Annotated in this window: 14 protein-coding genes and 1 pseudogene; 6 read left to right on the top strand and 9 right to left on the bottom strand. The window is 72.1% G+C overall.

The window, feature by feature from the left end:
* Positions 1 to 7: 7 nt before the first annotated feature.
* Complete coding sequence (locus FLL47_RS07590) at positions 8 to 1,192, bottom strand: CapA family protein (protein ID WP_144119935.1); 1,185 nt, start codon at positions 1,190 to 1,192, stop codon at positions 8 to 10.
* A gap of 242 nt (positions 1,193 to 1,434) precedes the next feature.
* Here FLL47_RS07590 and FLL47_RS07595 point away from each other — a divergent pair, with 242 nt between their 5' ends.
* Together FLL47_RS07595 and FLL47_RS07600 are read left to right on the top strand one after the other, a co-directional pair.
* Positions 1,435 to 2,112 (top strand): Crp/Fnr family transcriptional regulator, encoded by a 678-nt coding sequence (locus FLL47_RS07595; protein ID WP_120317442.1) that lies wholly within the window; start codon positions 1,435 to 1,437, stop codon positions 2,110 to 2,112.
* 705 nt (positions 2,113 to 2,817) lie between these two features.
* Positions 2,818 to 3,903 carry a chaplin family protein gene (locus tag FLL47_RS07600; RefSeq protein ID WP_186315605.1) on the top strand — a complete coding sequence of 362 codons (1,086 nt, stop codon included), beginning with the start codon at positions 2,818 to 2,820 and terminating at the stop codon, positions 3,901 to 3,903.
* Between the two features lie 448 nt (positions 3,904 to 4,351).
* On the opposite strand, the gene FLL47_RS07605 is transcribed toward FLL47_RS07600, so the two are convergent.
* The 7 genes and pseudogenes from FLL47_RS07605 to sp36 form a co-directional block, all read right to left on the bottom strand.
* A complete protein-coding gene (locus FLL47_RS07605; RefSeq protein ID WP_144119744.1) occupies positions 4,352 to 6,373 on the bottom strand; it encodes an acetyl/propionyl/methylcrotonyl-CoA carboxylase subunit alpha in 2,022 nt (673 codons plus the stop codon).
* Complete coding sequence (locus tag FLL47_RS07610; protein ID WP_144119745.1) at positions 6,370 to 7,647, bottom strand: carboxyl transferase domain-containing protein; 1,278 nt, start codon at positions 7,645 to 7,647, stop codon at positions 6,370 to 6,372. Before FLL47_RS07610 ends, FLL47_RS07605 begins: the two co-directional genes overlap by 4 nt.
* Before the next feature lie 180 nt (positions 7,648 to 7,827).
* Positions 7,828 to 8,682: pseudogene (locus tag FLL47_RS07615) on the bottom strand (serine/threonine-protein kinase); the annotation flags it as partial.
* A 30-nt stretch (positions 8,683 to 8,712) separates the two neighbouring features.
* Entirely contained in the window at positions 8,713 to 12,324 is a 3,612-nt protein-coding gene (locus FLL47_RS07620) for an adenylate/guanylate cyclase domain-containing protein (RefSeq protein ID WP_144119746.1), read from the bottom strand.
* Between the two features lie 7 nt (positions 12,325 to 12,331).
* Positions 12,332 to 13,033: an MBL fold metallo-hydrolase gene (locus FLL47_RS07625; RefSeq protein ID WP_144119747.1), complete on the bottom strand. Its 702-nt coding sequence runs from the start codon at positions 13,031 to 13,033 to the stop codon at positions 12,332 to 12,334.
* A gap of 172 nt (positions 13,034 to 13,205) precedes the next feature.
* The gene (locus FLL47_RS07630) at positions 13,206 to 13,667 is read right to left on the bottom strand and encodes a RidA family protein (protein WP_144119748.1); all 462 of its coding nucleotides are present in this window, start codon (positions 13,665 to 13,667) and stop codon (positions 13,206 to 13,208) included.
* Positions 13,668 to 13,704: 37 nt separating this feature from the next.
* A complete protein-coding gene (sp36, locus tag FLL47_RS07635; RefSeq protein ID WP_120317449.1) occupies positions 13,705 to 13,863 on the bottom strand; it encodes a Sp36 family protein in 159 nt (52 codons plus the stop codon).
* Positions 13,864 to 13,998: 135 nt separating this feature from the next.
* Here sp36 and FLL47_RS07640 point away from each other — a divergent pair, with 135 nt between their 5' ends.
* From FLL47_RS07640 to bagB, 3 genes are read left to right on the top strand one after another with little or no spacing between them, the layout of a single operon-like run.
* Complete coding sequence (locus FLL47_RS07640) at positions 13,999 to 14,973, top strand: Rv0361 family membrane protein (RefSeq protein WP_144119749.1); 975 nt, start codon at positions 13,999 to 14,001, stop codon at positions 14,971 to 14,973.
* Between the two features lie 22 nt (positions 14,974 to 14,995).
* Positions 14,996 to 15,985, top strand: a complete 990-nt coding sequence (gene bagA, locus FLL47_RS07645) for an ATPase BagA (protein WP_144119937.1) — start codon at positions 14,996 to 14,998, stop codon at positions 15,983 to 15,985.
* 9 nt (positions 15,986 to 15,994) lie between these two features.
* A complete protein-coding gene (gene bagB / locus FLL47_RS07650) occupies positions 15,995 to 17,119 on the top strand; it encodes an ArsA family ATPase (protein ID WP_144119750.1) in 1,125 nt (374 codons plus the stop codon).
* A 78-nt stretch (positions 17,120 to 17,197) separates the two neighbouring features.
* Here bagB and FLL47_RS07655 read toward each other — a convergent pair whose 3' ends face one another.
* Positions 17,198 to 17,494 carry a WhiB family transcriptional regulator gene (locus FLL47_RS07655; RefSeq protein WP_144119751.1) on the bottom strand — a complete coding sequence of 99 codons (297 nt, stop codon included), beginning with the start codon at positions 17,492 to 17,494 and terminating at the stop codon, positions 17,198 to 17,200.
* Between the two features lie 527 nt (positions 17,495 to 18,021).
* On the opposite strand from FLL47_RS07655, the gene FLL47_RS07660 reads away from it, so the two are divergent.
* Positions 18,022 to 20,412 (top strand): transglycosylase domain-containing protein, encoded by a 2,391-nt coding sequence (locus tag FLL47_RS07660; RefSeq protein ID WP_144119938.1) that lies wholly within the window; start codon positions 18,022 to 18,024, stop codon positions 20,410 to 20,412.
* Positions 20,413 to 20,441: the final 29 nt, after the last annotated feature.

The following is a 20,441-nucleotide window of genomic DNA, read 5'->3' on the forward strand; positions in this document are numbered from 1 at the left end:
AGAGAGCCTACGTCGCGGGTGCGCTGATCGCCCCGTCCGCGCTCAGCACGGCGCCGTTCTTGCCGAAGTCATCCTTGGTCATCTGGCTGATCAGCCCGAGCGAGCGCTCCTTGGTGTCGGGCTGCGGGATGCCGTGCGCGCCACTGAAGATCGTGGAGTGGAACTGCCCGGAGACGAAGCTGCCGTCCGGGTTCAGGGTCACCTTCAGCACGCCGCCCCAGCCCAGCCGACCCTCGCTGCGCAGCTGCCCGCCGCCGGCGAAGTTGCCCAGGCTGTACGCGATGAGCCGGCCCTTGTAGAACTCCATGCCGCGCACCACGTGCGGGCCGTGCCCGACGATCAGATCGGCGCCGGCGTCGATCACGGCACGGGCGAAGGCGTGCGGGTTGCCCCGGTTCTCCCCGAGGTAGATCTCGGTGCCCGGCCGGACGTGGCTCTTGTCGGCGCCCTCGGCGCCCATGTGCACCTGCACCACGACCAGGTCGGCCTGCGCCGCGGCCTTCGCCACGACCTTCTTGGCCGAGGTCAGGTTGAGCAGGCTGTTGTTCCCCGCGTACGAGGAGAAGCCCACCACCGCCACCTTCACGCCCTTGACGTCGACGACGGTGATCTGGTTGGTGGCCCCGGTGTGCTTGAGCCCGGCCGCGTCCAGCGCCCGCTGGGTGTTGGTGAACCCGGCCGAGCCGTAGTCACGGCTGTGGTTGTTGGCCGTGTTGAGGAGGTCGAACCCGGCGTCCACCAGGTGCTTGGCGTAGGACGGCGGCACCCGGAACTGGTGGCAGTTGACCGGCTCGCCCGGTTTGGGCTGCGGGCACTTGCCGGTGCCGGTCTCGTCCGTGATCGGCTGCTCCAGGTTGCCCATCACCAGGTCCGCCGGTAGCAACGGCTTGATCTTGTCGAAGTAGCCCTTGCCGCCGTTCGGCGGGAGATCCTGCGGCGCGTCGCCCATGATGATGTCGCCGGTCGCGGACATACTGATGGCGTTGGCCGCCGGATCCGCCGTGGGTTCGGCGGAAGGCCCGGTCGTCGGCGCGACGGTGGCGCCCTCGGGCGTGTGCCACTGCGCCGTGACCGCGTCGGCCGGCGAGGTGAGGGCCGAGAAGCCGAGACCGACGACTGTGACAAGGAGCACGATCGCGCCCGCAGCGGAGACCCCCGGACGCGCGCGAAGCGATCCGAACACCCGGTCCATGGTGGAACGGGGCGGCGTTTGCGCGGCAGATGCGGGGGTATCGGGGCGGCTCAGGGGGTGTGTGGACATCGCCGGGCACTCTACCCGCCCGGTGCCATGACCGGCACCGGCCGAGGTCGCAGGATTACGGGGGTTGGCGTCCGGTTGCCACCTGCGTGCGCCTAGACTGACCTCGCGCGGCGTACGTGTAGCGACGAGTTAATCCACGGTATGCCCACGATCCGCGTCGATGGAGGTAGGCGATGGACGAGGTGCTGGCTCGTAGCGGGATCTTCCAGGGTGTCGACCCGGAGGCCGCCGAGGCACTTGCTCGTGAGATGGAAACGATCGAGATCCGCAAGGGCGAGATCGTGTTCAACGAGGGTGAGCCAGGGGACAGCCTCTATATCGTACTCTCCGGCAAGATCAAGTTGGGCCGACGCGCCGCCGACGGCCGGCAGAACCTCGTCTCCGTGATGGGGCCTTCCGACATGCTCGGCGAGCTGTCCCTGTTCGACCCCGGCCCGCGCACCGCCACCGCCACCGCGGTGACCGACGTGCGCCTGGCGCGGCTGCGCAAGCAGGCCCTGCGCCCGTGGCTGAACAACCGGCCGGAGATCGCCGAACAGCTGCTGCGGGTGCTGGCCCGCCGCCTGCGCCGCACCAACGACGCGCTGGCCGACCTCATCTTCACCGACGTGCCCGGTCGCGTCGCCAAGAACCTGCTGCAGATGGCGGGCCGCTTCGGCACCCGCGACGGCGGCGTGCTCCGGGTGACCCACGACCTCACCCAGGAGGAGCTGGCGCAGCTCGTCGGCGCCTCGCGCGAGACGGTGAACAAGGCCCTGGCCGACTTCGCCTCGCGCGGCTGGCTGCGCCTCGACGGCAAGAGCGTCATCATCCTGGACCCGGAGCGCCTGGCCCGACGCGCCCGCGTCTGACCTTCCGCGCCACCACGCGCCCACCTCCCGCGCCCACCCGGCGCGCGACGGTGGGCGCGACCACGTCCACACCCATCACCGCACGAACCCTCCCCACCCGCCGCAGGCTCCAGCCGGGTCGGGTCGGGTCGGGTCGGGTCGGGTCGGCCATGATCGCCCGACCTGCCTGGCACATGGGCGAATGCGCGCTCAAGATACGCACACCTGCCGGGCAAGTCGGATGACCTTGTGCGGCGCGGTCCGGCGGTGGCGCGGGCGGGGTCGTCGAGCGCGGGAAGAGCGGGGCCGGCGACCGGTGAGGTCATACGTTCGGTTGGTATGGGCAGGCCGAGCGACTGATGAGGGTCCGCGTCGTTAGGTGTTGCGACGGGTGGTCCGTGGAACCCTCTGGATTAGGGTTAAATCCGGACATACCTGTACATATTGGCTGGTCAAAGTGTCGGGAACTTGTCGCTGACATGTCAGCCTCAGTGGGACTTCGTTGGTCCGAGTGGTCGCGAACCTCGCAAATTGAGCGCGGCTAGACGTGTCCACATTGACCGATCGTGCGGTGACCTTTCGCCTGTGCCTGGGCGAACTGGACACCTCAGGCGCCGCCCCGATCGGTCGGTCGGATGTCTCCGACGATCGAAAGAGGTCCCTACCACTATGAACACGTGGGTTCGACGCTCACTGAAGGCCGGCGCTCTCACTGCCGGCGCAGTCATGGCCACCGGCACCGCCGCGTACGCCGAGGCCACCGTCATCAGTGCGGGCAACACCGGAGTGCTCAACGGCACCCAGGTCTTCGCTCCGATCCAGGCTCCGATCAACCTCTGCGGTGTCGCCGCGAGCGTGGGCGGTGACGCGGTCGCCAGCTGCACCGGCGGCAGCGCCGCCAAGCTCGACGGTGTGTACGACGCCCGCCTGATCAGCACCAACAACCACGGCATCCTGAACGGCACCCAGGTCTTCGCGCCGATCCAGGCGCCGATCAACGTGTGCGGCGTGGCCGCGGGCGTGCTCGGCAACGCCTCGGCATGGTGCGAGGGCGGCGCGAGCGCCGACCTCGACGGCGACCACCACAAGAAGAAGCACCAGTGCGACAGCCGCTGCGACCACGACGGCGACGACCACGACGGCTACGGCCGTGAGTCGACCGAGTCCGGCGACCTGCTGGGCGGCCTGCCGCTGGTGGGCGGCCTGACCAACGGCCTGCCGCTGGTCGGCAACCTGGGCGGCAGCGGGCTCCCGCTGGTCGGCAACCTCACCAAGGGCGGCCTGCCGCTCGTCGGCAGCCTCGGCGACGGCGGCCTGCCCGTGGTCGGCAGCCTGACCAAGGGCGGCCTGCCGGTGGTCGGCGGCCTGCTGGGCGACCAGGGTGTGGCGCGCAACGCCGACGCGATCGACATCGACGCGCTGGACGCGGTCGGCACCATGGGCCGGTTCGACACCGAGAGCGACGCCGCCGAGAACAACCGCAGCACCGGCGGCAACGGCGGCGGCAACGGCACGGCCTGCAACAGCAGCTGCGGCGGGCACGGCGGTGGCCACAACCACCACCCGAAGCCCAAGCCGCGGCCGCGCCCGCAGCCCTGCCCGGACCACGGTCACGACCACAACCACCACCAGGGCCGCCACCACCAGCACGACGGTGACGTCAAGCTGATCAGTGCCGGCAACCACGGCATCCTGAACGGCACCCAGGTGTACGCGCCGATCCAGATCCCGATCAACGTCAGCGGCATCGCCGTGGGCGTGCTGGGTGACGCGGCCGCCTGGAGCGTCGGCGGCGCGTCCGCCAACCAGTAACCGTCCGGCCTGCCGACGGGCACGGCCCACGATGACTTGAGAAGTCACCCGCGGACCGGAACCGGCGAAACACTGCACCCGCCTCACCCCGCCGGCAGGCCGGCAACCAGCGCGACTCCCTTTCGCTGACCGAGAAGACCCGCGCTGACCCGCACCACCAAGGACGTCCCCCGGACCGGACACCATCCAGTCCACCGGGGGACGTCCTTTCTCGTCCCCCACCAGGTGCTCTGCCCCCTCCGCCCCAGTCCGGATCCCCCGCCCGCCGGACCACCAGGCCGCCCGGCCGCCCGGCCGCCCAGCCGCCCAGCCGCCCAGCCGCCCAGCCGCCCAGCCGCCCAGCCGCCCAGCCGCCCAGCCGCCCAGCAAGTTTTGAAGACTCGCGCCCACAGGAGCTTCCTGTGGGCGCGAGTCTTCAAGAGTTGCGGCAGGTGGGGGCCGGGTGGGGTCAGGCGGGAGTGAGGACGGCGAGGAGGGCGCCGGTGTCGACGAGTACGCCGGGACGGACCGTGACCGCGGCGACCACGCCGTCGGCGGGGGCGTGCACGGGGTGCTCCAGCTTCATCGCCTCGAGGGTCAGCAGCAGGTCGCCGGCGCCGACGCGCTGGCCGGGGGCGACCAGCACCCGGCCCACCGCCCCGGGCAGCGGCGCGGTCAGCGAGCCCTCCTCCAGCTCCTGCACCGGCTCCGGGAACCGGGGCAGCCGGCGCAGGGCGAGCGAGCCCTCGGCGCTGTCGACGTACGCGGTCACGCCGACCTCGTGCACGTGCAGGGCGAGCCGGATGCCGGCCACGTCGAGCACGACCTCGTCCGGGGCGGCCGAGACGACGGCGACGGGCGGGTGGTCGTCGACCGGGCCGACCTGGCCCAGCCCGGCGAGGTCCAGCTCCTCGGGGTCGACCGCGCGGACCCACCACTGGGCCAGCGCGCCGGTGCCGTCGAGGCGGTAGCCGACCTCGACCGGGCCGGCCGGGCCGTCGTACACCACGGTCTGTGCACCGGTGGGCACGTTGCGCCAGCCGGACGGGATGCCGCGCTGCACCGGGGCCGCCGCCCGCCGCCCGGCGGCGGCGGCCAGCGCCGCGGCCAGGCAGCTGAGCCGGACCGCCTCCACCGAGGACAGCAGCGGCGCGAACACCTCGGGCTGCCGGTCGAGCAGGCCGGTGTCGATCTGGCCGGTGAGGAACGCCGGGTGCCGCAGCACCCGGACCAGCAGGTCGCGGTTGGTGACCAGGCCGTGGATGCGGGTCCGCGCCAGCGTGCCGGCCAGCATGCGCGCGGCCTCGTACCGGGTCGGCGCCCAGGCCACGAGCTTGGCCAGCAGCGAGTCGTAGTGCACGCCGACGACGGTGCCGGGCTCGACCCCGGAGTCGACCCGGATGCCGGGCTGGAGCATGGGCCGGAACTGGGCCGAGACCTCGGGCACCTCGAACCGGTGCACCTGCCCGGTGGCGGGCAGCCAGTTGCTGGCCGGGTCCTCGGCGCACAGCCGCACCTCGATCGAGTGCCCCCGCATGGGCGGCGCGGACGCGAACGGCAGCTGCCCGCCCTCGGCCAGGTACATCTGCAGCCGGACCAGGTCGAAGCCGGTGACGCACTCGGTGACGGGGTGCTCGACCTGCAGCCGGGTGTTCATCTCCAGGAAGTAGAACTCCCCGTCGGGGCTGAGCAGGAACTCCACCGTGCCGATGCCGACGTAGCCGATGGCCTCGGCGACCAGGACGGCCGCGGCGCACAGGTTCTCGCGCAGTTCCGGGGAGACCGCCGGGGACGGCGCCTCCTCGATGATCTTCTGGTGCCGGCGCTGGATGGAGCACTCGCGCTCGCCCAGCGTCACGATGTTGCCGTGCTGGTCGGCGACGATCTGCACCTCGATGTGGCGGGCCTGCTCGACGTAACGCTCGCAGAACACCGTGGAGTCGCCGAAGGCCCCGAACGCCTCGCGCCGGGCCGAGGAGACGGCCTCGCCCAGCGATTCGGCGTCGCGAACGATGCGCATCCCGCGGCCGCCGCCACCGATGGCCGCCTTGACCAGCACCGGATACTCGTCCACCGCGGACGGATCGGTCCAGCTGGGCAGCACCGGCACCTCGGCCTCGGCCAGCAGCGCCTTTGCGTCGATCTTGGAGGCCATCACGGAGATGATTTTGGCGGGTGGGCCGACCCAGGTCAGCCCGGCGTCGGTGACCATCGCGGCGAAGTCGGCGTTTTCGGCGAGGAAGCCGTAGCCGGGGTGGATGGCGTCCGCGCCGGTCTTGCGGGCGGCCGCGAGGATCAGGTCGCCCCGCAGGTAGGTCGCGCTCGGCGCGGAGCCCGGCAGCTGCACGGCATAGTCGGCCTCGGCGACGTACGGGGAGTCGGTGTCGGCGATGGAGTAGACCGCGACGGTCTCCACCCCGACCGCGCGGCAGGTCGCGAAGATGCGACGGGCGATCTCGCCCCGGTTGGCCACCAGCAGTCTACGGATCATGACGCCACCTCACGCTCTGGCGCGTCGCCCGGTGCCCTGCGGGCCGGCGACGCGCTCACCGATAGGCAGATGCCCAGCACGGTCCGGGTGTCGCGCGGGTCGATCACGCCGTCGTACGGCTCGGTGGACAGGTCGCCCACCGGCCAGCTGAACCGGAACCCCGGCCCGGCCAGCGCCCAGGATCCGGGTGACGTGCCCAGTACCAGGGTGATCCGGTCAGCCTGGGCCAGCGCCCGCAGCAGCAGCGCGGAGCTGTCCGGCTGGGTGTGCCCGACCGGGTTGGCCAGCACCAGCACGGGCACGCCCGCCTTGCCGGCCAGCCGGGCCAGTTCCACGCCCTTGTCGGCGCTGTCGGGGTCGATCGCCGGGCCGGTCGCCGCCAGCACCGCCACCGGTTGTCCGTGCACCGCGCCGAACCCGGCCAGCAGCGCGCCGCCCCGCTGCGGGCGGAACTCGTCCAGGTCGGAGCCGTCGAGCACGCGGGCCAGCACCTCGCGCGGATCGGTCACCGCGGCCGGATCCGCGCTGGCGACGGCGAGCAGCTCCTCCGCCTCGTACCGCGGCGGCTCGACCGCGCCCGCCTGCGGCCCGCGCTGGTAGGTGACCAGCCGGCGCACCGTCTGGCGCACCATGCGCAGTGCGTCCCGCTCGTCCTCGGCGACCATGTCCATCCGCTCGGCGTCCCCGCGCCCGCGCACCGTGATGGCGTGGTCGGCCAGGTCCGGTAGCGGGGCGAGCCAGGCGTCGAGCGGGCCGAAGACGGCGCAGAGCACCGGGGCGGCCATCCGCCCGAGCCGCGCGAAGCAGGGGTCGGGCACGCCGGGGCGGCGCTTTTCCTCCGGTGTCGACTCCAGCAGCAGCACCAGCGGCAGCAGGTGCCGCCCGGCCAGCTCGACGGCGCGGGCGAACTTCGCCCGACCGGCCTGGGCCGGGCCGCCGACGTACACGGTCGGGTCGTTGGCGATCAGCATGCACTCGATGCCGTCGACCACCCCCAGCGCGGTCACCAGCCCGGCGCCGACCGGCTCCCCCGCCTCGCGTCCCGCCGTGGCGGCCAGTTCCAGCAGGGCCGTGTCGGAGTCCACGAGCAGCTCGATGCGCTCGCGGGGCAGCAGCTTGCCACGGGCGTGGTGCCGGGTCACCTCTTTCTCGCCACCGCCGTCACGGGCCTGCCCGTGCGCCTGTTCCAGCGCACGCAGGGCCGCCTGTGCGGTGCTTCGGTTGTCCAGGAAGGAGGGCGCGCGGGGGTCCAGCGCGGTGTCGAGAGTCGCCATGGTGAACCTGCTCCTCGGTGCTCCACCGCTTGTTGACACCAGAGCAACGAGTGGTTCAAGGAGGGCGACACGCGCCCGACGGCGCGTCGTGTCTTACACCTCGGGGCGGGTGAAGCGCGGGCGCAGGTACGGGCGCCTATTCGATCACTGGAAAAGTTTGTCGATGAGGTTGCCGAGGAAGCCCTGGCGCTGGGCCGGGACGGTGGGCGGGGCGACGTTCGAGACGTCGACCGTCGACTGCTCCTCCTGCGCCGGGCCGTCGAGGTCGACGGCGGCCAGCAGCTCCTCCAGCGCCCGCGCGGTGGGCCGGGTGGCGGGATCGTTGTCCATGCCCTGGCGCAGGATCGCGCACAGCGCCGCGGGCACTTCGGGCAGGTCCGGCACCGGCTGGGCGAACATCTCGATCAGGGTGAGCAGGCCGGGCGGGTGGTCGCGTTCCCAGCGCGGCGGGGCGCCGCGCAGCAGCGCGTACAGGGTGGCGCAGAGCGCGTACACGTCGCCGGGCGGCGCGGGCTCGGCGCGGCGGAACGCCTCGGGCGGCGCGTACGCCGGGGTCATCACGTCGAGGGTGATGTCGGGGTCGCGGATCTCGGCGAGGATGGCCAGCCCGAAGTCGGCCAGTGCGGGCTCACCGAAGTGGCTGATCAGGATGTTGGCCGGCTTCACGTCGCGGTGCACCACGCCGCGCTCGTGCGCGTCGGCCAGCGCGTCGGCGATCTTCACGCCGAGGTCGCGCACCTCGTGCGGGCGCAGCGGCATGCGATCCTGGTACGAGCCCGCGTACAGCTCCATGATCAGGTAGGGGTGGTTGTCCGCGGTCACGCCCGCGTCGAACAGGTCGGCCACGTGCGGGTGGCCGGACATCTTGCCCGCGGCCCGCGCCTCACGCAGGAAACGGGACCGGTCCCGGTCGCTGTCGATGGTGCGGTTCTCCACCTTGACCGCGACCTCACGCCCGACCGACCCCTGCACGGCACGGAAAATGGTCGCGTAGCCGCCGATGGCGAGCAGCGACAGATCCGTGAGTCCGGGGATCTCCGGGAAGGCGGGCGTGTACTTCACGGGCTAGACGGTAGCGCCTCGCCCTGACGTCACGGCACCCCATGTCGCCAATGCAACGGCACGCTCGCTCGTCTGCTGGGTCCCGTCCGCCAGCGCCCGCGCCCGCTCGGCCGCGACCAGCGCTTGTTCGTCCTGCCCGGCCGCGGCGAGGACCCGGGCGTACACCGCGGCGGAGCGCACCAGGCTGCGCACGTCCACCGCGGGCAGCGACTCGGCCAGCTCGGCGGCGGCCAGTGCGTCGTCGACCCGGTCGGCGGCCAGCAGCGCCTCCGCGTACAGGGCAACGCCCTGGCGGCGGGAGTAGAGCATGGACGGCGCGTGCGGCGCGGCCGCGACCGGGGCGAGCAGGCGGATCGCCATCGCGGTGTCGCCCGCGGCCAGCCGGGCGGCGCCCAGCAGCGCCCGCGGACCGACCCGGGCCGGATCGAGCACACCGTACGGCGACACCATGGTCAGCACGGAGCGGGCGTCCAGCTCGGCGGCCTCGAAGTCGCCGCGGTCCAGCGCCACGAAGCCGCGGACCGTGCCGGCCATGCCCACCAGCAGCGGGTGGCCGACCTTCTCGCCCTCCTCCAGCGCCTCGCCGAGCAGGTCCTCGGCGTGGCCGTACTCCCCCAGCCCGCGCGCCACGACGCCTCGGGCGACCAGCGCGAAGCCGCGCCCCCAGACGTCCTTGGCGGCGGCGAAGTCGCGGTAGGCGCGGCGCGCCTCGCGGTCGGCCTCGCCCAGCTCGCCCAGCTCCGCGGCGGCGAACGCGGCGACCGCGCGCAGCGTGCCGACCGCCCAGGCCTCCCCGACCCGCTCCCCGAACGGCAGGAACACGTGCGCCAGGCGCAGCGCCTCGGTCAGCCGGCCCGACAGCAGCCGGGCGAACGCGGAGGTGCCGCGCAGCCAGGCCCGGCCCACCGGGTCCTTGGCCTCGGCGAACAACCTGGCGGCGCGGGCCAGTGCCGCGTCCGCACCGGCGAAGTCGCCGCGGGTGGTCGTCACCCAGGCCAGGTTCTGCAGCGACCAGGCCTGCGACTTGCGGTCGCCTGCGGTGACCGCGATCTGGTACGCCCCGGCGAACCGGCTGGACGCATCGCCCAGCCGCCCGCCCAGGAAGTCGGCCATGCCCAACCGGCGCATCGCCTCGGCGCGCTCGCCGGGCAACTCGGCGTCGGTGGCCGTGGTCAGCGCCTCCGACCAGAGCCGGTACGCGTGGTGCGGGTCCCCCTGGGCCACCTGTGCCCGGCCCGCCAGCAGCAGCGCCCCGGCCCGGGTGCGCGGCTCGTCGGTGGCGTCGGCGACCAGCTTCTCGGCGTCGTGCAACGCCTCGGCGATCCGGCCGTACTGCAGCAGCGAGCGGGCGTGCACCAGCCGGTCGGGCAGCGGCAGGGCACCGGGTGCCAGCCGCGCGGCGCGCTCGCCGTAGCTGACGGCCTCGGCGGGTTCGCCGGACTGCCCCGCTCGGCGCGCGGCCCGGCCCAGGGCGGCCACGCCGAGCGGCGCGACCTGGCGGGCGGGCACGTCCGGGCGCAGCCGTACGGCGTCGGCCAGGCGGGTGGCGCGTTCGGCGTGCTCGGCCACGAAGGAGTCGCGCATGGCCTCGTTCACGCCGGTCAGACCCGGCACGGTGCGGCCCGAGGACACCTGCACCGGCGGCTCGCCGGGCGCGGCCCAGCGGGCCAGGAAGGCGTGCCGGTCGGCGAGGTCGGCCTTGCCGACGCCGCCGTACGCGGCCTCGCGCAGCAGCGGAGTGGCGAAGGCGAAGCCGCCCCGCACCCGGCGCAGCATGCGGCGCTGCAGCAGCTCGTCGACGGCCCGATCCAGCTCGACGGCGACCACGGCGGCGGGCCGCCCGTCCCGGCCGGAGCGTCGTTCGCGCAGCGCCTCCAGCGCGCCGGTCGGCACGGTGTCGCCGACGACGGCCGCGTCGCGCAGCACCGCGCGCGCCTCGGTGGGCAGCGCGTCGATGCGGGCCGCGAGCACCGCGGCCAGGTCTCGGGAGAGCAGCTGGTTGCCCAGCGAGCCGGGGGTGAGCCGCCACTGCGCCCCGGCCTTGGTCAGCGCGCCGCGCTCCATCAGCAGGGTGGTCAGTTCCGCCAGGTAGAACGGGTTGCCCTGGGCGGTGGTGAGCAGCCGGTCCTCGTCGGCCTGCGGCAGCCGGCCGCCCTTGAGGTATGCGGTGAGCAGCCGCGCGGCGTCCGCGCCGCGCAGCGACGGCAGCGTGTTCGCCTCGGCGTCGGCGACCCGGGTCAGCTGCCCGGCCCGGCGCACCAGCTCGGGACGGCCCAGCAGCAGCACCAGCACCGGTCCGGTCAGCTCCTCCAGCGCGACACCGAGCGCGTCGAGGGTCTCCGGGGTGCCGTCGTGCAGGTCGTCCACGATCACGACCAGCGGCGACTCGGTGGCCAGCGCGTCCAGCAGCCGCGCCACGGCGACGGCGAGGGTGGCGGTCTCCCGGCCGGGCTGCTCGGGGTCGTCCCCGGACAGTCCGTGCCACTGCGCCAGTTCGTTCGGGTCGGCGTAGCCGAGCAGCGACAGCAGCGCGTCGACGTCCACGCTGACCGGCTTGCCGGGCTCGCTGCGCTGGGTGAGCCGGGTGGTCAGCCGGCGCAGCCGCTCCTCGGCGACCTGCCGGGTGACCGCGGTGGCCGGGTCGGCGGGCAGCCCGATGGCGAGTCTGACCAGGTCGGACAGCGGCGCGAGCCGGCGGCGCTCGCCGTACGCGGCGCACCGCACGGGCAGCACCCGCGCCTGGGTTCGCGCCGCGAAGCGGCCCGCACTGACCTCGTACCCGTTGGCGAAGCGTTCCACCTCGGTGGCGAACCGGGTCTTGCCGATGCCCGCCTCGGCGGTGAACACCAGCACCCGCGGCTCGTCGCGGTCCACGACCTCGGCCAGGCGACCGGCGACCCGGCCCAGCTCGGGCTCGCGGCCCACGAACGGGCCCTCCTCGCCCAGCCCGGCCCGGCTGCCCCGGGCGTCGTGCAGGCCCAGCAGCTCGTACGTCTCGACCGGCTCGCGCTTGCCCTTCAACCGCAGCGGCCGCAGGTTGCGCCAGCCCGCCACGGAGCCGGTCGCCGCGACCGTACGCGCCCCGGCGTAGACGGCGCCCACGGCGGCCGCGTCGGCCAGCCGGGCGGCGGTGTTCACGGTGTCGCCGATGACCGTGTACTCCAGCCCGGCCTGCACGCCCGCGACCACCGGCCCGGTGTTCAGGCCCAGCCGCAGCCCGGTCGGTGCGCCGCCGCCGCGCTCGTCGTCGAGCACCCGGCGCACCGCGCGCTGCATCGACAGCGCGGCCCGCACGGCCCGCTCGGCGTCGTCCTCGTGCGCCACCGGGGCCCCGAACACGGCCATGATGCCGTCGCCGGTCAGCTTGTCCACGTGCCCGCCGAACGTCTTCACCGCGCCGGCCAGCGCGGACAGCACCCGGTCGGTGACCGCGCCGACCCGCTCCGGGTCCAGCTCCTCCGACCACGAGGTGAAGTCGGAGAGGTCGCCGAAGAGCACCGTGACGACACGGCGCTCGGTGGCGGGCAGCGTCGCCGCCGCGGGCAGGGCCGCGCCGCAGTGGTGGCAGAAGCGGGCGGCCGGCACCGGTACGGTCCCGCAGACAGGACAGGTCATGACAGCTTCACAGCTCGCTCAACGTCGCGAGGTACGCCAGTTGTGCCCGCACGGTCCACTCGGCCGCGAAGCGGATCCCGGGGTCGACGTCGGCGTAGACGAGGTCGACCACTTCCTCCGGGGCGCGCGCGCCCTGCTTGAGCGCGGCGCGCACCTGGTCGAGGCGCTCCAGCCGGTGTGCACGCAGCCAGGCCGCGGCCACCGCGCAGTTCGGCAGCGCAGGCCCGTGTCCGGGCAGCCCCGGCACGGGGTAGCCGGTCAGCGTGTCCAGGCTGGCCAGGTAGGCCCCGACGTCGCCGTCGGGCCAGGCGACCACGCTGCTGCCGCGGCCGAGGATGGTGTCGCCGGTGAACACTACGCGTGTTCCGTCACGTTCAGCGAGGAAACATACGGAATCGGCGGTATGCCCCGGTGTGTCCAGGACGGTCAGCCAGTCCGGCGCCTCGCCGACACTCGCGCCGGTCATCGCGGCCAGCGTGGCCACACCCTCGACGTGGTCGTGGTGGCCGTGGGTGACCAGGATGCGGCGCACCGGGCCGGCCGCGACGATCGCGTCGAGGTGGGCCGGGTCGTCCGGCCCGGGGTCGATGACGGTGCCGTCGTCCAGCAGCCAGGTGTTCGTGCCGTCGAGGGTCATCGGGCCGGGGTTGGGTGCCCGCAGCCAGGTCACCCACGCCGGGAGGAGGTCCGAGGTCAGCCGCGCCGTCATGCCGAGAACTCTACTGAGCCTCGAACGCGTCGCCTCGGCCCGCGCGGCACGACTTTCCCGCGCCATCGACGCCGGCCTATCACATCGACTTTTTCGCGATCTGAGTCGATGTGATAGGCCGGCGTCAATGCAAGGCGGGGCGGTCGCGGCGCGCCCCCGTGCGGAGCCGAGGTCAGTCGCGGACCTCGGCGATCAGCTCCACCTCGACCGGGGACCCGAGCGGCAGCTCGCCGACACCGACGGCGCTGCGGGCGTGTTTGCCCGCCTCGCCGAAGACCGCGCCGAACAGCTCGGAGGCGCCGTTGATGACGCCGGGCTGGCCGGTGAAGCCGGGGGCGGAAGCCACGAAGCCCACCACTTTGACGATTCGGACGACCTTGTCCAGGCCGACCAGCCATTCAAGTGCGGCCAGGCCGTTGAGGGCGCATCGGGCGGCCAGCTCTTTCGCCTGCTCGGCGCTGATCTCGGCGCCCACCTTGCCGGTGGCCAGCAGCTTGCCGTCGGCCATGGGCAGCTGGCCGGAGACGTACACGTGGTTGCCGGATCGCACCGCGGGCACGTACGCCGCCACGGGCGGGACCAGCTCGGGCAGCTTCAGGCCCAGCTCAGCAAGCTTTTCGTACGGGTCAGACATCTTTGTCTCCTTCACCGCGGGATCCGCGGGGTTGTGCTCAGGCGGACTTCGGCCGCTTCAGGTAGGCCACCAGCTGCTCGGGGTTGGGGCCGGGCACGACCTGGACCAGCTCCCAGCCGTCGGCACCCCAGTTGTCGAGGATCTGCTTGGTCGCGTGGACCAGCAGAGGCACGGTGACGTACTCCCACTTCGTCATGGGCATAACCTAACGTGCCGAGGAGATCCCGCTGGTCGATCCCTACTGCGTAGGGGTGCGAGGTGCGGTTAAGCTGAGCCGCCGCGGGGGCAGCTGAGTGTCGCGGCCTCGTAAATGAAGACCAGGGGAGATCGCATGACCCAGCCGCACGACGAACAGCAGCCGACTGCGCCGCAGCCGACGCAGCCGGCGTACCCGCCGCCGTCCGACCCGTTCGCCTCCGCGACGGTGACGCCGCCGACGACGCCGCAGCCCGCGGTGCCGCTGCCGCCCGAGGCCGAGCCGACCCCGGCCCAGCCGACCCCGGCCACGCTGCCGATCGCGGAGAACCCGCCGGTTTCGCCGGTGTCCGGCGCTCCCGCCCCGGTCTCGGGCACGCCCGCGCCGGCCTTCCCCACCCCGCCGACCGCGGCGTACCCGACCGCGCCGCAGTCCGGCTACCCGGTCTCCGGCCAGCCCGCGTACCCCACGTCCGGCCAGCCCGCGTACCCGGCCCAGCCGGGCTACCCGACCTCGGGACAGCCCGCTTACCCGACCTCGGGTCAGCCCGCCTACCCGACCTCGGGACAGCCGGCCTACCCGACCTCGGGTCAGCCCGCCTACCCGGTGTCCGGCCAGCCCGCCTACCCGGGCATGACCTACCCCGGGGTGCCGGCCGCGCCGGCCAAGAAGAGCAAGGCTCCGCTGGTCATCGGCATCGTGCTCGGCGTGCTCCTGCTGCTCTGCGGCGGCGGCATCGGCGCGTACGTGCTGCTGACCCGCAACACCGAGGGCACCGGCGCGACGTCGGCCAAGGACGCGACGCAGAGCTTCCTCACCGCGATCTACAAGAACGGCGGCAACGCCGCGGCGGCCGAGAAGCTGGTCTGCGGTGACGCCCGCGACCGCAAGGACATCGACGCGAAGATCGCCGAGATCAAGTCCCAGACGGCCCAGCTCAAGGGCCCGAACTTCACCTGGGAGACCCCCAAGATCTCCGGCGAGACGGCGACCCAGGCCACGGCCGAGGTCACTGTGAAGCTGGTCACCAGCGACGAGAAGATGTCCGAGCAGAAGCTCACCTTGACCCTGGTCAAGCACGAGGGCTGGTTCGTCTGCGAGGTCAAGTAGCACCTGGCACCATCGAGGGGTGCTGAACGACGGTGGTAACGACGGGCCGGCCCGGCGCAGTGCACGAGACACTGCCTGGCCGGCCCGTCTGCATGTGGTGACCGGCAAGGGCGGGGTCGGCAAGACCACCGTCGCCGCCTCGCTGGCGTTCGCGCTGGCCGCGGGCGGGCAGCGCACGCTGCTGGTGGAGGTCGAGGGGCGGCAGGGCCTGGCCCAGCTGTTCGAGCTGGAGCCGCTGCCGTACGCCGAGCGCCGGCTCGGCGAGGCCGGGGTGGACGTGCGGCTGCTCGCCGTCGATCCCGAAGAGGCGCTGCTGGAATACCTGGAGCTCTTCTACCGGATGGGCGCGGCCGGACGGGCGCTGCGCAAGCTGGGCGCGATCGACTTCGCCACCACCGTCGCACCGGGTCTGCGCGACATCCTGCTCACCGGCAAGGTGAAGGAGGCGACCACCCGCACCGACGACAGCGGCCGCCGGGTGTACCGGTCGGTGGTGCTCGACGCACCGCCCACCGGCCGGATCGGGCGCTTCCTCAACGTCACCGCGGAAGCCGCGAAGCTGGCGAAGCTCGGGCCGATCAAGTCGCAGAGCGAGGGTGTCGCCGCGCTGCTGCGCTCGCCGATGACCTCGGTGCACCTGGTCACCCTGCTGGAGGAGATGCCGGTGCAGGAGACCTCCGACGCGCTGCACGAGCTGTCCGCACTCAACATCAGCGTCGGAAAGATCATCGTCAACTGCGCCCGCCCGCCGCTGCTCGGCGACGGCAGCAAGCTGTCCCAGGCCGAGCTCAAGCGCGGGCTGACCGCGGCCGGGCTGCCGGTCGACCGGCGTACGGTGACCGCCCTGCTCGACGAGGCGCGCGACCATCAGGCACGGCACGCGCTGGAGGAGGAGCTGCGCGGCGAGCTGGAGACGCTGGGCCGGCCGGTGGTCGAGCTGCCGTTGCTGCCGGACGGGGTGGATCTGGCCGGTGTGCAGCACCTTGCCGGACTGTTGCAGTCCGCCCCTTAGGCTGAGCACATGCTCGACGTGGACGCCCTGCTGGCAGATCCCGGCGTACGCATCGTGGTCTGCTGCGGTTCGGGCGGGGTCGGCAAGACGACCACCGCCGCGGCGCTGGCAGTGCGAGCCGCCGAGGAGCACGGCCGTCGCACCGTCGTGCTGACCATCGACCCGGCCCGGCGGCTGGCCCAGTCGCTCGGCCTCACCGAGCTGGACAACACCCCGCGCCCGGTGGAGGGCCTGTCGGGCGACGGCGACCTGCACGCGATGATGCTGGACATGAAGCGCACCTTCGACGAGGTGGTGCTCAGCCACACCGCGCCCGAACGGGCGAAGGAGATCTTCGCGAACCCCTTCTACCAGGCCATGAGCTCGACGTTCTCCGGCACGCAGGAGTACATGGCGATGGAGAAGCTGAGCCAGCTGCGGGCCACCGACCGGTGGGACCTCATCGTGGTGGACACCCCGCCGTCCCGGTCGGCGCTGGACTTCCTGGACGCGCCCGCCCGGCTGGGGCGCTTCCTCGACGGCAAGATGCTGCGCCTGCTGATGGTGCCCGCGCGGGCCGGCGGGCGGAGCATGTTCAACCTGGTCACCGCCTCGTTCGGGGTGTTCTCCAAGGCGGTGCAGAAGATCCTCGGCGCGCAGCTGCTGACCGACCTGTCCGGCTTCGTATCGGCGCTGGACTCGACGTTCGGCGGGTTCCGGGAGCGGGCCGACCGCACCTACCGGGTGCTGCAGGATCCGCAGACCGCGTTCCTGGTGGTGGCCGCGCCGGAGCCGGACGCGGTACGGGAGGCGGCCTACTTCGCCGAACGGCTCGGCGCGGAGCGCATGCCGCTGGCCGGGCTGGTGCTCAACCGGGTGCACCGGTCCGAGCTGCCGGAGCTGTCGGCGGCCGACAGCGCGGAGGCCGCCGAGAAGCTGTCCGCCGAGCACGCGGAGCACGCGCTGACGGCTCAGGCGCTGCAGGTGCACTCCCTGCTGATGCGGCAGGTGGCCCGGGAGACCGAGGTGTCGACCGGCTTCACCGACGAGTTCCCGCAGGTGCCGGTCGCGTACGTGCCGGCCCAGGCGACCGACGTGCACGACCTGGTCGGCCTGCGGGCGATCGGCGCCGCGCTGGCCGCCCGTCCCGAATGACCGGGCCCGGGTAGCCGAAGGGCCGTTCCGCCAAATCCGGCAGAAACGGCCCTTCGATGATGAGATGGGTGGTATCAGTCAGACACGGACCAGCTCACGGCGGTCCTGTTCCTGCATGGCGACCTCGAAGGCGCGCTTCCAGCTCGCCACGTGCGGGTGCCTGCGCAGCAGTGCGCGGCGCTCCCGCTCGGTCATGCCGCCCCAGACGCCGAACTCGATGCGATTGTCGAGTGCGTCCGCCAGGCACTCGTACCGCACCGGGCACCCGCGGCAGACTCTCTTGGCGATGTTCTGCTCCGCACCCTGAACGAACAGCGCATCCGGATCTCCGTTCCGGCACGCCGCGAGACTGGGCCAATCGTTGACCATGCCCATGTGTCCACGTCCCCCCTGACGTTCCCCTCACCGCTCGCGACCTGCCCGGCCCGCCCGACCCAAGGGTCGTTTGAGCAGGACACATCCCCCCGATGGTTCCCCCGAACCGACGCGAACGGTGTGCGTTACTCGCCCGCCCATCATGCTCCGTAGTCAGACGATTACGCAACGTTGTCAGCCAAAATGGCGGAAAAAGGTCTTTAACTGCGCTGAACCAGTACCTGAGCAGCGAGTACGCGCGCCGGGGGTGACGTCCGCCCGCGGGCCGGGACGGGGGTCCGGCGGCCCGCGGCGGAGCGTCGTTTTGCGAGTAACGGGGCGGCCAAGAATGCCCGGGGGGACATCTCGTGACCGTGGCAACGCAACCACACGCCAGGGGTCGTGCGTCTTGGACAACGAGCACATGCCCGGGACGGTTGCGGGCGACGGGGGCGAACCTGCCATGCACCCTGTCCACGCAGCCTGACCCGGTATGGTGCGGCACGCGACGCCGAATCCTGCTCACGTAACCTGAGGCGGTGACCCTGATGCGCAAGCGCGACCACAACATACTGGCCAACGCCGCATCTCTGTTGATTTGCGGCCTGCTTGCCGGAGTGGTGGTGGCCGCGGCCGCATTCCCGGCGGTGGCACTGTCCGGACTGGCCGCCAAGGCGGGTGGTGAAGCCTTCGGTCAGCTCCCCGACGAGCTGGTCGTCAAGCGCTCCCCCCAGATCAGCTACGTCTACGCCAACGACGGCAAGACGCTGATCGCGACCATGTACGACGAGAACCGGCGCGACCTGACGCTGGAGGACATCCCCAAGATCGTCCAGCAGGCCATCCTCGCCGCCGAAGACCAGAAGTTCTACGAGCACAACGGCGTCGACGTGATGGGCATCGCCCGCGCCTTCGTGGCCAACAAGCAGGCCGGCGACGTGGAGCAGGGCGCCTCGACGCTGACCATGCAGTTCGTCCGGCTGTCCATCTCCTACTCGGCCGACACCGCGCAGGAGGTCGTCGACGCCACCGAGGACACCACCAAGCGCAAGGTGCGCGAGATGCGCTACGCGATGGCCATCGAGCAGCGGATGTCCAAGGAGCAGATCCTCGAGGGCTACCTCAACACCGCATACTTCGGCAACCGGGCATACGGCATCTACGCCGCGTCGCAGGTCTACTTCGGCAAGGAGCCGAAGACGCTGACCGCCGCCGAGGCCGCGTTCCTGGCCGCGCTGGTGAAGTTCCCCGGCACGTACAGCGTCGAGACCGGCGACGGCGAGAAGGACGCGGTGAACCGCCGCAACTACGTGCTGGGCGAGATGGTGCAGACCGGCGCGCTCACCGAGCAGCAGTCGACGCTGGCCAAGGCCGAGCCGCTGAAGATCGTCGGCAAGATCACCCCGAACGGCTGCGTGCAGGCCACCAAGAACACCTGGGGCTTCTTCTGCGACTACTTCCAGCGCTGGTGGAACGACCAGGAGGTGTTCGGCTCCACCGCGTACGACCGTGAGCGCCAGCTGAAGTCCGGCGGCTTCCGCATCGTCACCTCGCTCGACCCGCTCGCCCAGGACAAGGCTGACAAGAACATCCGGGACCAGATCTCGGTCAACAACCCCAAGGCTTTGATGCTGGCCGCCGTCGAGCCCGGCACCGGCAAGGTGCGGGCGCTGGCCGTCAACCGCAACTTCAAGCTCGACGACAAGAAGAACCCGAAGAACAAGCTCAACTCCGACCCGGCCAAGAAGCGCAAGGGCCTGCCCGGCACCTACCCGAACACCACCAACCCGCTGATGACCGGCGGCGACGGGTTCACCGGCTACCAGGCGGGTTCGGCGTTCAAGCTCTTCAGCCTGGTCGCCGCGTTGGAGAAGGGCTACCCGCTCGACTTCACCATCGCGACCAAGAAGGTATTCGTCACCAAGTTCCCGGTCAGCGGCAACACGAAGGCGAACTGCGACGGGTACTACTGCGCCAGCGGTCAGGGCGGCGCCGTGCACAACATGTGGAGCGCGTTCGGCAGCTCGGTCAACACCTACTTCGTGCCTCTGGCGATCATGGCCGGCATCCAGAACACGGTGAACGTCGCCAAGAAGATGGGCATCACGTTCCACGACGAGCCCGGCACCACCCAGGACGACCTGGGCTACTCCAACAACGCCAGCCAGTGGGGCGCCTTCACGCTGGGCGTCTCCGCGACCACCCCGCTGCAGCTGGCCAACGCGTACGCCACGGTCGTCGCCGACGGCCTGTACTGCGAACCCACCCCGGTGCAGTCGATCACCGACATCAAGGGCAACGAGCTCTCCGTCGCCGAGAAGCGCTGCAAGCAGGTCATCTCACCGGACGTGGCACGCGCGGCCGTCGACGCCGGCCGCTGCCCGGGCGGCGACAGGTCCGCCTACGGCGAGTGCCGCGGCACGACCAACCGCGACTCCTTCGGTATCGTCGACAGGCCGATCACCGGCAAGTCCGGCACCACCGACAACAGCGCGTCGGCGACGCTGACCCTGTCCACCAGGCAGCTCACCATCTCCGGCTTCCTCACCAACCCCGACTGGGCCCATGACAAGGACATGGATCACGACGTGGTCAACCCGGCGGTGCAGAAGACGTTGCGCGACTTCATGAAGAACAAAGCGAAGATGGCCTTCACGAAGCCCAGCCGCAAGATCGCGTATGGCGACCAGATCTCCATCCCGAACGTCGAATGCAAGACGGTCGACGAGGCCAAGTCGATCCTGCGGAACAGGGGCTTCGACGTCGAGGTGGCGCCGGAGCAGACCGACTCCAAGTGCCCCAAGGGCACCGCGTCCGGCACCACCCCGTCCGGCAAGACCATCCGCAAGGGCATGGTCCAGATCGAGGTCAGCAACGGCAAGGGCGCCCCGAAGCCGGGCACCGGTCCCGGCCCAGGCCAGCCACCGACACGGCCCTGACAGACGCAGCGAGGCCCCGTCCGCACACC

Source organism: Catellatospora sichuanensis (assembly GCF_007483665.1).
GTDB lineage: Bacteria > Actinomycetota > Actinomycetes > Mycobacteriales > Micromonosporaceae > Catellatospora > Catellatospora sichuanensis.

Excerpts from the sequence above, each read along its gene's own strand:
- FLL47_RS07590 (WP_144119935.1), bottom strand. The coding sequence starts at position 1,192 with ATGGACCGGGTGTTCGGATCGCTTCGCGCGCGTCCGGGGGTCTCCGCT.
- FLL47_RS07595 (WP_120317442.1), top strand. The coding sequence starts at position 1,435 with ATGGACGAGGTGCTGGCTCGTAGCGGGATCTTCCAGGGTGTCGACCCG.
- FLL47_RS07600 (WP_186315605.1), top strand. The coding sequence starts at position 2,818 with ATGGCCACCGGCACCGCCGCGTACGCCGAGGCCACCGTCATCAGTGCG.
- FLL47_RS07605 (WP_144119744.1), bottom strand. The coding sequence starts at position 6,373 with ATGATCCGTAGACTGCTGGTGGCCAACCGGGGCGAGATCGCCCGTCGC.
- FLL47_RS07610 (WP_144119745.1), bottom strand. The coding sequence starts at position 7,647 with ATGGCGACTCTCGACACCGCGCTGGACCCCCGCGCGCCCTCCTTCCTG.
- FLL47_RS07620 (WP_144119746.1), bottom strand. The coding sequence starts at position 12,324 with ATGACCTGTCCTGTCTGCGGGACCGTACCGGTGCCGGCCGCCCGCTTC.
- FLL47_RS07625 (WP_144119747.1), bottom strand. The coding sequence starts at position 13,033 with ATGACGGCGCGGCTGACCTCGGACCTCCTCCCGGCGTGGGTGACCTGG.
- FLL47_RS07630 (WP_144119748.1), bottom strand. The coding sequence starts at position 13,667 with ATGTCTGACCCGTACGAAAAGCTTGCTGAGCTGGGCCTGAAGCTGCCC.
- sp36 (WP_120317449.1), bottom strand. The coding sequence starts at position 13,863 with ATGACGAAGTGGGAGTACGTCACCGTGCCTCTGCTGGTCCACGCGACC.
- FLL47_RS07640 (WP_144119749.1), top strand. The coding sequence starts at position 13,999 with ATGACCCAGCCGCACGACGAACAGCAGCCGACTGCGCCGCAGCCGACG.
- bagB (WP_144119750.1), top strand. The coding sequence starts at position 15,995 with ATGCTCGACGTGGACGCCCTGCTGGCAGATCCCGGCGTACGCATCGTG.
- FLL47_RS07655 (WP_144119751.1), bottom strand. The coding sequence starts at position 17,494 with ATGGGCATGGTCAACGATTGGCCCAGTCTCGCGGCGTGCCGGAACGGA.
- FLL47_RS07660 (WP_144119938.1), top strand. The coding sequence starts at position 18,022 with ATGCGCAAGCGCGACCACAACATACTGGCCAACGCCGCATCTCTGTTG.